This window comes from Paenibacillus sp. FSL H8-0315, assembly GCF_038005365.1.
GTDB lineage: Bacteria > Bacillota > Bacilli > Paenibacillales > Paenibacillaceae > Paenibacillus_AQ > Paenibacillus_AQ odorifer.
The window spans coordinates 5,766,042-5,778,410 of the sequence record NZ_JBBOTA010000001.1; the positions used below are offsets into that span (position 1 = coordinate 5,766,042).

The 12,369-nt window shown below is 43.2% G+C and carries 8 protein-coding genes; 5 read left to right on the plus strand and 3 right to left on the minus strand.

What is annotated here, in order from left to right; genetic code table 11:
* Nucleotides 1–366: 366 nt before the first annotated feature.
* Nucleotides 367–3,006, plus strand: coding sequence for an adenosylcobalamin-dependent ribonucleoside-diphosphate reductase (locus MHB56_RS25000; RefSeq protein WP_445667754.1), 2,640 nt, complete (start codon nt 367–369; stop codon nt 3,004–3,006).
* Nucleotides 3,007–3,425: 419 nt separating this feature from the next.
* On the opposite strand, the gene MHB56_RS25005 is transcribed toward MHB56_RS25000, so the two are convergent.
* Entirely contained in the window at nt 3,426–3,824 is a 399-nt protein-coding gene (locus MHB56_RS25005) for a cytidine deaminase (RefSeq protein WP_036689594.1), read from the minus strand.
* A 239-nt stretch (nt 3,825–4,063) separates the two neighbouring features.
* Between MHB56_RS25005 and MHB56_RS25010 the strand changes: the two genes are divergently transcribed.
* Nucleotides 4,064–5,014, plus strand: coding sequence for a methylenetetrahydrofolate reductase (locus MHB56_RS25010; RefSeq protein WP_256720931.1), 951 nt, complete (start codon nt 4,064–4,066; stop codon nt 5,012–5,014).
* A gap of 86 nt (nt 5,015–5,100) precedes the next feature.
* On the opposite strand, the gene MHB56_RS25015 is transcribed toward MHB56_RS25010, so the two are convergent.
* Nucleotides 5,101–6,843, minus strand: coding sequence for an SGNH/GDSL hydrolase family protein (locus MHB56_RS25015; RefSeq protein WP_341144128.1), 1,743 nt, complete (start codon nt 6,841–6,843; stop codon nt 5,101–5,103).
* 241 nt (nt 6,844–7,084) lie between these two features.
* Between MHB56_RS25015 and MHB56_RS25020 the strand changes: the two genes are divergently transcribed.
* On the plus strand, nt 7,085–9,952 hold the full coding sequence (locus MHB56_RS25020) for a glycosyl hydrolase 115 family protein (RefSeq protein ID WP_341144129.1): 2,868 nt from the start codon (nt 7,085–7,087) through the stop codon (nt 9,950–9,952).
* 47 nt (nt 9,953–9,999) lie between these two features.
* Here the strand turns inward: MHB56_RS25020 and MHB56_RS25025 are convergent, their stop codons facing one another.
* Nucleotides 10,000–10,779: a helix-turn-helix domain-containing protein gene (locus MHB56_RS25025; RefSeq protein ID WP_076186480.1), complete on the minus strand. Its 780-nt coding sequence runs from the start codon at nt 10,777–10,779 to the stop codon at nt 10,000–10,002.
* Between the two features lie 129 nt (nt 10,780–10,908).
* On the opposite strand from MHB56_RS25025, the gene MHB56_RS25030 reads away from it, so the two are divergent.
* Together MHB56_RS25030 and MHB56_RS25035 are read left to right on the plus strand one after the other, a co-directional pair.
* Nucleotides 10,909–11,205 carry an ArsR/SmtB family transcription factor gene (locus MHB56_RS25030; RefSeq protein ID WP_038569940.1) on the plus strand — a complete coding sequence of 99 codons (297 nt, stop codon included), beginning with the start codon at nt 10,909–10,911 and terminating at the stop codon, nt 11,203–11,205.
* A gap of 127 nt (nt 11,206–11,332) precedes the next feature.
* The gene (locus tag MHB56_RS25035) at nt 11,333–12,355 is read left to right on the plus strand and encodes an NADP-dependent oxidoreductase (protein ID WP_076186483.1); all 1,023 of its coding nucleotides are present in this window, start codon (nt 11,333–11,335) and stop codon (nt 12,353–12,355) included.
* Nucleotides 12,356–12,369 lie beyond the last annotated feature (14 nt).

Below are 12,369 nucleotides of genomic sequence, written 5' to 3' on the forward strand. Positions count from 1 at the left end.
GTAAGAGTAGTATGCTCGTAAACGAGAGAATTCATAACCTCCTATTTTTCACGATAGCCTTTAAAAAAGAGAGCAAGAGCGAGAAAAAGCAGCAACGTTTGCGGTAATTCGGCAACTTGACTCTATTTTCGAATAAGACCTTCGATACAATATGTGGTATAGTTTAAAAGCTGACGCACACAATATATTGTGACAAAAGCTTGAAAATGTATTTTTTATAGAGTGCTTAGCTGGTACTTGTTATTGACAAGATGAGCTTCCTACATACACCTGTTAAGCAGTGGAGGATGGTAAGGGAGTTTTTGTTGTGGGCCCATACCTTGGACCGGTAACTAATATCTACTACACATGCGGGAGGTTTTTTTATTGAGTAAAGTGGAACGTAAGCAACGCCTTGAAGGGCTAAGTGAAAAAATATTTTTGGATCGTTATGCTTGGAAGGATGCAGACAGCAACAATGCTAAAGTAGGCGACGTTGTATTGGTGCTGACCAAAGATGATCCGAAGTTTCCAACTAAGGAAGTCGGAGAAATTGTGGAGCGCAGTGGTCGAATCGTAACTGTAAAGACGCGCAGTGGCGAACTTGTGAAATCGGATGTTGAAAAGTTGACCCTTAATATAGAAAAAACTCCTGAGGAAATGTGGGACCGTCTATCCACAGCGATGGCTTCTGTAGAGAAGACACCTGAGCTTCAAGCAGAATGGGCGGGCAAATTCCGTTCAATTCTGGATGATTGGAAGCTTGTGCCGGGTGGACGTATTGCGGCTGGTGCAGGTGCTAGTGAAGAATTAACATTGTTCAACTGTTATGTAATCCCTTCTCCAAAAGACAGCCGTGGCGGCATTATGCAGACATTGTCTGAAATGACGGAGATTATGGCCCGTGGTGGCGGTGTGGGCATTAACCTGTCTTCATTGCGTCCTCGTCGTGCGATTGTTAGAGGGGTTAATGGTTCATCCAGTGGTTCCGTATCTTGGGGCGGTTTGTTTAGTTATACTACGGGGCTTATTGAGCAAGGCGGCAGCCGTCGTGGTGCGCTCATGCTGATGATTAATGACTGGCATCCCGATGTTGAGGACTTCATTACCGTGAAGCAAACAATGGGCCAAGTCACTAATGCTAACCTTTCGGTATGTGTGAGCAATGGTTTTATGAAGGCTGTAAAAGAAGATCTGGACTGGGATCTCGTATTCCCGGATACAACCGATCCTGAATATAACGAAATGTGGGATGGCGATCTCGACAAGTGGAAAGCTGCCGGCAAAAACGTTATCCATTATCGCACCGTAAAAGCGCGTGACGTGTGGCGTACGATCATTGAATCGGCATGGAAATCCGCTGAGCCAGGCGTCGTGTTCATGGAATACTATAACCAGATGTCTAACAGCTGGTATTTCAACCCGATTATTTGTACGAATCCTTGTGGAGAGCAAGGCCTGCCAGGCTGGGGAGTCTGCAATCTGTCTGCGGTGAACCTGTCCAAGTTCTACGATGAGAAAAATCATGATGTAGATTGGGAAGATCTTGCGACTACAACCCGTTATTCGGTCCGTTTTCTGGACAATGTAATTGATAAAACACCTTATCATTTCCCGGAAAATGAAGCGAATCAGAAAAAGGAACGCCGCGTGGGTCTCGGAACCATGGGATTGGCGGAGCTGATGATTAAATTGAACATCCGTTACGGCAGCCCGGAATCGTTGGAGTTTCTGGACAAGCTATACGGCTTTATGGCTCGTGAAGCCTACCTTGCTTCGGCAGAAATTGCTGGAGAGAAGGGTTCCTTCCTAGCTTTTGATACTGAGAAATATCTAATGAGCGGCTTTATGAAAAATATAGTCGAAGCGTATCCAGAGGTTGGCGAAGCGATTCGTGAACATGGTATGCGTAACGTTACAGTGATTACACAAGCACCTACAGGTAGTACAGGTACAATGGTAGGTACTTCTACGGGAATTGAGCCTTATTTTGCCTTTAAATATTTCCGTCAAAGTCGTCTTGGCTATGATGAACAGTTTGTTCCAATCGCTCAAGAGTGGCTGGAAGCTCATCCGGGTGAAGAGCTGCCTGACTACTTTGTAACTTCGATGGATCTGTCAGCTAAAGATCATATCCGTGCGCAAGCAGCGATCCAACGCTGGGTAGATAGCTCTATTTCCAAAACAGCGAACTGCCCGTCTGACTTTACGGTTGAGGAGACGGCTGAGCTATATGAAATGGCCTTTGATCTAGGATGTAAGGGTGTTACGATCTACCGCGATGGAAGTCGTGATGTTCAAGTTCTGGAAACCACGAAGAAGGAAGACAAAAAAGAAGCTGCTACGGTTGCGGCAGAGGAAGCTACAACTACTGTAGAAGCAAGTACAAGTGTGGTAGCAGCAAGTCCAGCGCCTCAAGTGACTACAAAAGAGGCGGATAAACAATACAAAAAACGTCCGCAGGTTCTGCGCGGCGCTACCTATAAAATCAACACACCATTTGGGATGGCATATATTACGATCAATGACCTTGATGGAATACCGGCTGAAATCTTCCTGAATGTAGGTAAAGCAGGTTCTGACGTCTTTGCTATGGCTGAAGCATTAGGCCGTGTCTGCTCCTTGTTCCTCCGTTACGGAGATCATGGTGAGAAAGTGGAGCTGTTGATTAAACATCTGAAAGGCATTGGCGGATCAGGAGCTATCGGCTTCGGCGCGAACCGGGTTGAATCCATTGCTGACGCTGTAGCTAAGGCACTGGAATCACATGTGCTGAACAATGCTCATGATGATCATGTACCTGCTCCGATTGCGGCAACTTTGGAGCTGGAGGATTTCAATGAAGCATTAAATGCGGAGTTGAAATCGAGCGTTCCGTCAGCTACGGAAGATGGACATGGTGGTCATCATGGACATAACCATGCTACGGCTTCCCGTGACCTTTGCCCATCCTGCGGCAGCGCCTCGCTGATTAATATTGAGGGTTGTAAGACTTGTGGCAATTGCGGGTATAGTCGTTGCGGGTAAACGTTAGAGCCAATAAGTGTTTTATGGGAAAACTAGAAATGTGACTATGCATAGCTAAAAGCAAGTGATCATCGAGTGGAAGTGTTAACCTTTTATCTCAATGGATCGCTTGTTTTTTTATTATTGATGATGTTCATTGAGAGGTTTTAACTATATGAGTTTTAGATACTATAGAACTACATACAGACTATGATAAAGAATTTATTGAATTTAGGGTAAGAAATGCTTTGGAAATGATAAAGGTAGTATTTAAAGAAAAAGATAAGGTTGGAATTGCGATTTGGTAAGTAACAACGTATTTACGCGGTGTGTCTGATCTGTGAACTCGTGTCTAGCTAAGCTTTTTAACACAAAAACACGCGTACTTGTCTAACAAAGGTACGCGTGTTTTTGTTATTCCACTACGAGAGGAATTATTTTTACATATCTAAATTTTTGAATGCATAAGGCAATAAATCCCTTAAACTCAGCTCTAAGATTTCTTTTTTCTCATTGGTTAAATAGACAGGCATGTCGGGCAAACAGAATTCCGATAATACTTGTCTGCAGATACTGCATGGCGGCAGAAAATCCATTGTGTCACCTGCTACAGCTATAGCCTGAAAATCACCTTTAGTATAGCCCTTTGTAATAGCTGTGAAGATTGCTGTTCTCTCTGCACAATTAGTAGCGCCAAAAGATACATTTTCTACGTTTACTCCATTAATAACATTTCCATCTTTAAGCAATAAGGCTGCTCCAACTGGAAATTTAGAATATGGGGCATAAGCAGCTTTCTTTGTGTTACGTGCGCTTTCCATTAATTCTTCTTTATTCATAATACTCACCCTTTTTAAATAAGAATGAACCTTTCGGTCCCCTTATCGCCAACTTTAAGGTTGGCAGGACTTCTAATATTATAGTCACACCAAATGGTTGTCAACATGTACTACTCGAAAAGCATCTTTAGTGAATCATAGCTTTAAAATATAACTAGATATAGCAAATAGAAGTTACACATATTAAGCCTGCCATGGTAACCTTATCTTAAAAGCGACGAGTAGAGGGGTTTTGTAATGTGGGAGCGGCAGAGAATACATTTAAACAAAAAATATTGAGCAAAAAACCGGGTATTATAACATATGGGATGACACCACCGAAGGCAAGCCACGCACCAGAAAAGGTCTCGGAAATCGCCCAGAAACAGGTTGAGAGACTTAAAAACCTTGATTTAGATGCGTTAATTCTGTACGACGTTCAGGAAGAAGTAGACAGAGTGGATCATGAAAGACCTTATCCCTATTTACCAACGATTGATCCGGCTGTCTATGGTGATAAATATCTAAGACAGGTGGAGGTCCCGAAAATAATTTACCGGTGCGTTGGTAATGATACTAGAGCTCAGTTCGAGGATTGGGTTAAAACTGACGAAAATGAAGATAGATTTTCCGTGTATGTGGGCGCTTCGTCAAGTAAACAAGAGGTGAAATTGAATTTACCAGAGGCTTATAAGCTAAGTAAACAGCTAAATAACAATTTAACTTTTGGCGGAGTTGTCATTCCGGAAAGACATATAAAAAAGAATGATGAGCATATACGGGTTGTCGAAAAGACCAACAATGGGTGCAACTTTTTTATTACACAGGCAACTTATAATGTAGAGGCATCTAAGAATTTATTGTCTGATTTATATTATTACTATACAAATAACGGTTTTGAGATGGTTCCTATTTTATTTAATCTTGCACCATGCGGCACCGCGAAAACATTACAATTTATGAAGTGGTTAGGGATCAGTATCCCGGGATGGTTAGAAAACGAGTTAAAATACTCGAATGATATTTTGGATAAATCAATCCAGCTATCGCAAAAAATCTTTGAAGAATTACTAGATTTCGGGCTGGAGAAGGGAATTCCTATTGGTTGCAGTATTGAAAGTGTTTCAACAAGTAAGTTGGAGATTGAAGCGTCCGTACAGCTTGTTAAAGATGTGAAGGCTATTTTGGATAAGAAGCTGCCTACCAAATAGAAAAAGATTCCTCAAATTATTGAGAAACCCAGGTCATTTAAAGACCATGGGTTTCTTTTTAGGTTATATGCCACTAGGTCAAATTATTAAACATTATAGCCGAAGCCCAGTATAGTAAAAGACTTGTCCTGATCTTCCGGCACCATTCTGATTTCTACCTGATGCTCCCCACTAACCTCATTTTGATAAAGAATTACCGGATTGCAATGTGTCCAGTTATTCTCATGTGGATCAGCGGTGACTACAAGACAACCATCGACGTAAATGTTCGCCTTGCCAAATTCGCTGCTGCCAGAATCCTTGTATACGAGGATGAGATTTTTGCTTGTTATCGTCAGCTTGAAGCTGTGTTCCCCAGAAGACGCTGAATGCATCCAATTATGAGGGAATTCCGGAGTTCCGAAAGGATTGGCATCCATTTCTACCCGCTGCAAATCGGTATCGATCCCCGAAAATCCGCCCACCTCGATCCTGCCTGCGTCAATATGGCTTTTGCGGTCCAGCAGGAGGGTTCCCGCAAAATCATTCCCGATGACCGGATGTTGATCCAATAGGAGATCATCTTCGTCCATTAGCGTTTTGTGGGTTTCGGAGAATAAATAAGCCAGACAATCAGCCATCACCTGGTGACCATCATTAGTAGGATGATAGATATCATAGAAAAATTGCCGTTTCGAGAGGATGTTCCCCTCATTTTTGCTTAGGCGGAACTGCCCGGATACCGCATCTTTTACACTAACCATAGGAAGATTATAACGCCGCCCAATGGGGGAGAGCCGTTCCTGCAGGTTCCAGTCATTCATAAACACGCTGAACAGGAGAACTACTGCCGGTCTATTATCGGCGGAAAGTATTTTTAGGCATAAGCTTTCAAAACAGTTGCCTTTCGTTTCATCTCCTTCGTCGTTTACCGCAAATTCTACCACCACGATATCAGGTGTTACAGAACCTTCTCGGAGAATATCCCTTTCATAACGGATGACCCCAAGCTCGGACGGAGTTCCACCTACCCCAGCCTTCACAAAATGGATGTTCTCGCCACCATTCGTACCGAATAATTCCTTAAATCTCAGATACGATTGGTAGGCATAACATTCTGTATGGATCGGTTTAGCGCCTGCTCCCTGAGTAATGGAACCCCCAATATAAGCAATCGTGATATCCTCACCTTTTATAGCCTTATGGATGGTCGTTTTTAATCTTTTATTATTGCCCGGATGAAGCAAGGATTGGGTAATGATCTCCCGGTATTCGTTAGAATCAAACGCTACAGGCGGTTCAATGATTAGCTCTGGTACAGAATAACCGTCATGCAAATAAAAAATTATACTCGCGATGGCCAGTTCGCCTTCATGTTTAAATTCAAAAGCGAATTTGCCGAGCACTGCATCCTCTTCAGACCATTCCAAATCCTCTAACTTCAAGAGGACTTCTGAACCGTCGGAGGGACAGGGCACACGTATGCTGCTGCCTGTTTCGTATTTGCTGGTTTTGCCCCAGTTCTGCAATAGAAAAGAGATGGGCTCGTTCTGCTCATGATCCCTTCTCACAGACACTCCGATACTATGGACTAATTTGCGAAATCCAACGCAGTTTCCTAGTAGCTCCAGTATTGTCTCATCAGTGACGCCGCCAATATATCTGGCCTTGTCGATTAGATAGTTACCTTCCAGATAAACTTCCTGTGAAGGTGGACCTTCGGCCCGGGCTGTCGCCTCAATCGTGGTTTCGTAGAGCACAAAAAAACCGTTCCTGCGTTCAGCCGGATCCTTGGGCGCCTTTGGACCTTCAATCTTGCCTCCTGTAATGATCCCGTTATTGTTTTTCATATTGATCATCCTCGCTTTTTGTATAAGCTTTTCTTGTTATGGATGCGCTTGCAAAAAACATATTTTTATAAGAAGGAATACCTGTTAACAGTAACACCAAATATCCAGATTGTTCAACCAATAAACAAAGTTTCATTTAATAATTACAAAAAGTTGCTAGTTTACACATGGATGTTGAAATCGCTTACTTATATAATGTGCCTAGTCATACGAAAATAGGATGCTTAAGGGGAGAATTATCATGCCTACGAAGGAATTGCACCTTGTGAAGCAGGGCAGTGCTGCCAAGATTTACGTAGACCCCAAGGGGAAAGATTATGAGGGATTACACCGGGTGGCACAGTCTTTTGCAGTAGATGTTAAACAGGTAACAGAGGTTGAGCCTGAGATATATACACAATTGAACGAATTGGATGGAACAGTCATAATCGCTGGATCGATAGGGAGTAATGATTTTATCGATGATTTAATCGCGGAGGGAACCGTTGATGTATCGGTCATCCAAGGTAAAAGAGAATGTTATAAAATTCAGGTGGTTGAACAACCCACAGCGGGAGTGGACAAGGCGCTCGTCATTGTAGGAAGTGATAAACGGGGGACGATTTACGGGTTGTATTCGATCTCCGAAAAGATTGGAGTTAGTCCTTGGGTGTACTGGGCGGATATTGTGCCGGAGAAGAAGCCGGCATTGTCCATTCCTGATAACCAGCTTCATGTGATCTCCAAGGAGCCTTCGGTTAAATATAGAGGTATTTTTTTGAATGACGACTGGCCGTCTTTAGGTTCTTGGGTAACTCAAAGATTTGGTGACTTTAATGAAGATTTCTATGACAAGGTATTTGAACTCATTCTTCGCTTGAAGGGGAATTATTTATGGCCGGCGATGTGGAGCGCCGAATTCAGCCTGAATGGTAAAAGCAGCCCGATTGCCAACGCCAAGCATGCACAAGAATACGGAATTATTATGGGGACCTCCCATCATGAACCCTTATTCCGGGCAGGCAGTGAATGGCAGAAGGTATACAGCCAATACGGAACAAGTAACCTATGGGATTTCGCCCGTAATAAACAGGCGATTACAGATTTCTGGGAAGACGGAATCAAGCGCAATCAGGACTTTGATAACTTGATTACTCTAGGCATGCGGGGGGAAAGTGACTCTGCGCTGGAGGGCTCCGACCAGGAGAATATTGATCTGCTGAAGGACATTATACTTACGCAAAAAGAACTATTGAAGAAATACAATCTTGAACATGCGCCGCAAATTTTGGCCGTTTATAAGGAAGTTGAGAAGTACTGGTATGGCACTGCCGGGGTGGAAGGGTTGAAGGACTGGGATGTTCTGAATGACGTTACGATCCTGCTTGCTGACGATAACTTTGGCAATCTCCGCAAAATCCCGACGAAAAACGAACGTAACCGCAGCGCAGGATGGGGGATGTATTATCATTTTGACTATCATGGTGGTCCGCATTCCTATGAATGGTTAAATACGACCCCGCTTGAAAAAGTCTGGGAGCAAATGTGTATGGCATTCGACTATGGCATCCGTGATGTATGGATTGTGAACGTCGGGGATTTGAAGCCTATGGAATTGCCCATTTCCTACTTTCTGGATTTGGCCTACGATTTTGAGGCATGGGGGACAGGTGCAATCAATCGGACTGTGGAATACACCAACCGTTGGGTAGAGCAGCAATTCGGATATGTGCTGGAACAAGAGACATGTCTGGGAATCGCACAATTGTTAAGTGATTATACCCGGATGAACGGTCGGCGCAAGCCTGAAATTATTTATCCGTCCACCTTCAGTCCTATCCATTACAATGAGGCGCACAGAGTTCTGGAGCAAGCGGTGATGATCGAGAAGGCTGCCGGCAAATACGATGAGCTAATCCCGGAACAACTAAAGGATGCTTACTTCCAGCTCGTATATTTCCCTGCTGTTGCCTCGGCCAATGTGGTCAAAATGCAAATTTATGCTGGACTGAACCATCTATACGTTAAGCGAAATAGTATGTTGGCAAATACTTACGCTGCTCTGACCCGCGAAACCATCGAACGGGATAAGTATCTGGAGCTGGTTTATAATAGCGGAATTTCGAATGGAAAATGGCAGGGAATGATGAGTTCCCCTCATGTAGGGTATATACATTGGAATGCAGAAGGGTGGAAATATCCGGATGTAAACACCTTGACGCCCGCCAGAGGTTCTTTAATGATTGTGGATGTGGAAGGAACGGAACAAGCGTATGTTTCCGGCACGGCTAATCTTCCGGTAATTACAAATCTTCAAAAAGAAAACTATCGCATCACAATCAGTAACGGTGGAGATGCGGGTTTTGAATATCAGGTGCGGAGCAGCGTGGATTGGATCAAGCTTGAGAAAATACGCGGCTGGATTGAGGCAGGGGAGACGCTTCAGGTTTCCGTAGATTGGGAGAAGGTCAAAGAAGCATCGACGGGCGAAATTACGATCTCCGGTGCCGGAAATATAGTTAAGGTGAAGGCAGCCGTGGATTGGATAGACATTCCGGATATGCCACCGATGACATTCATCGAGACCCATAATATCGTGTCCATTGAAGCGGAGCATACCATAACTCGTGTTTCGAAATCAGGGGTGGTATGGAAGACCATTGACAGCTATGGACGTTCTTTATCCTCGGTTAAAATGTTTCCGGATGCTGTATCTTTTGAACAACCGGAGGATGCTCCTTGTCTGGAATATCAGATTCTAGTGCAGCAGGACACCGATTATAGCTTAACCGCGTATATTGCGCCGACAAACAATCTGTCACAAACTAGCGGGTTAAAATATGCGATAAGCTTCGATGATGAGGCACCCGTGATTAAGGATGCTTTACCAACGAACTTTGAAGGCGGCAATCATGATAATGAACCATGGTGCCGCGCGGTTATGGACAATATTCATGCTGTGACCACCAGCCATGCTTTAACGAAGGGTCTTCATACCCTCCGCTTTTACGGATTGGATGCGGGTCTGGTTCTGCAAAAGCTTGTATTGTCCGCTGCCCAGCTTCCTTATTCCTATTTAGGGCCGGAGGAGAGCTTTTATACTAGCGGGACGGCGTCCATTCTTAGTTAGGTTGAATTAAAAGGGCGAACAACTAGGTTGTTGCTTCGAATCCTCCGTTATTTCAGGGCAGATGACGGAGGATAACCCTTTATATTTTTGAAAACGTTGCTGAAGTAGGCGACATCTTGATAACCACAGTGCGCTGCCACTTCGGACACATTAAAACCACCTGCCGATAGAATCATCTCAGCATTGTTCACGCGCACCTTGTTTATAAATTCTTTACAGGTGGAGCCAGTGTTCTGCTTAAACAGCTTACCAAGATATACGGGATTTAGGGCAACCAAATCTGCCAGCTCCTTGATCGTAACTTCCTCCGAATAATGATCCATGATATAGGTCATCACTTTTTGGATTCTTAGATCTATCAGAGGTGTTTCTTGATGGTGGGCGATACTTAATAAGCGGTACACAATCAGTTGAAAGATGGCCCGGGCCTTCATTTTGTAGAAAGGTTGTTTGCCCATCCAGATATGTGAGAATTCTTTAATATCCTCTAGAATCTCTTTAGTTCTCCAATTCCTAGTTACAGTCTCAAAAGGGAGCTGCACATGATTGTCCTCACCCTCCCAGAAGAAATTGAAGGCAAAGGAACGCATGGGTGCCTCCTTGAAAGTCTGAGCTTCCCGAATGCTGCCAGAAGGGGCATAGAGCATATCCCCGGCTTCAACCGTGAATTTCTCTCCATTAATAAAATAGTCAGACTTCCCTTCTACGATGAAGGTAAGATCATGGAAATCAATTTTACTCCTCGTAATCTCCCAATCCGGGAAGGATCGGCGATCAACGAACAAAAAAACACGGGGAACAAGATTTTCGTATTTGGTAATGTCCATTTCTACCATCCCTCTTTCCTTATAAATAGATCCGCGCTAATGCCGATTGGTATATTATACAAAAATGAATCCGATTAAGAAATGGGATTGTAAATTGACTTTGCGCAATCAGAAGAATACAATAGTTTTATGACTATCGAACAATATTCCTTAAAAGATGATGAAAAGCGAGTGAAGATTTTTAAAGCATTAGCAGAAGTGAAACGAATTGAAATGATTCGTTATCTTCATCTCCATAAGGAGAACAATACATGTGGGTCCATTGGTGAATCTATGGGAATGGATAAATCCAATGTGTCGTACCATCTGAAGATTTTGTATGAAGCTGATTTAGTAAGTGTCACACGTATGGGGCAGAATAAGATTAGCCAGCTTCGAGAGGATACGTTTAGCGAATTATTACCGGGTTTCTTGGACAGTTTATAATATGTCCGGAAACCTATAATTTTTTCTTGATAGTTTGATAGTTTTATAACTATTTGATAATCATGTACAGGATTTGGTTAATAGTTATAGGTAGCAGCAAAAATAAATATTAATGGAGTAGTGATCTATGAATCAGTTGAAAAATAAACAGGTCCTGTTAATTTCACGTCCTGTAGGCATGCCAACCCAGCAAAATTTCGAGTTCAAAGATATTCCTGTAGTTGAAGCAAAAGAAGGACAAGTTGTTGTACGAACGTTGTATTTGTCAGTGGATCCTTATATGCGCGGAAGAATGAATGATTCTAAATCGTATATTCCTCCGTATCAGCTTAATGAAGTCATCGCTGGAGGACTTGTGGGAGAGATCGTAGAATCCAAATCGGAGCGATTCAAAGCTGGAGATAAAGTCATCGGTATGCTGGGCTGGCAGTTATATAATACTGTAGATGCTAAAGCAGTAACCAAAATCGATGATTCGATTGCACCTGTATCGGCTTACTTAAGTGTTCTAGGTTTAACAGGGCTCACTGCATATTTCGGTTTACTTGATATCGGGCAGCCGAAAGAAGGAGAGACTGTCGTAGTGTCTGGAGCAGCGGGTTCAGTGGGGATGTTTGTTGGACAGATTGCCAAAATCAAAGGCGCTCGTGTCGTTGGGATCGCAGGTAGCGATGATAAATGCGACTATTTGAAAAAAGAACTTGGCTTTGATGCAACCATTAATTATAAAACAACGGAAAATTTAGGCCAGGCTTTGGAAGAAGCATGTCCAAAGGGTGTGGATGTTTATTTTGACAACGTGGGTGGATCGATTTCAGATGCTGTGATGAGCTTGCTTAATGATTATGCACGTATTCCCCTATGTGGCGCTATTTCTTCCTATAATAGTACAGATGGAGATATGGGTCCACGTATTCAGAGCAGATTGATCAAAACCCGCTCCCTTATCAAAGGATTCGTTCTTAGTGATTACGCAGCCCGCCAGTCAGAAGGACTTCAAGAGCTTGGAAAATGGCTAACAGAAGGTAAATTAAAATATGAAGAAACAGTTGTTGAAGGATTCGACAATGTGGTTGAAGCATTCCTGCAATTGTTCCAAGGTGCGAACCTCGGGAAGATGCTTGTTAAGGTGAGCGACTCCGAATTCTAAAACAACACAAACAG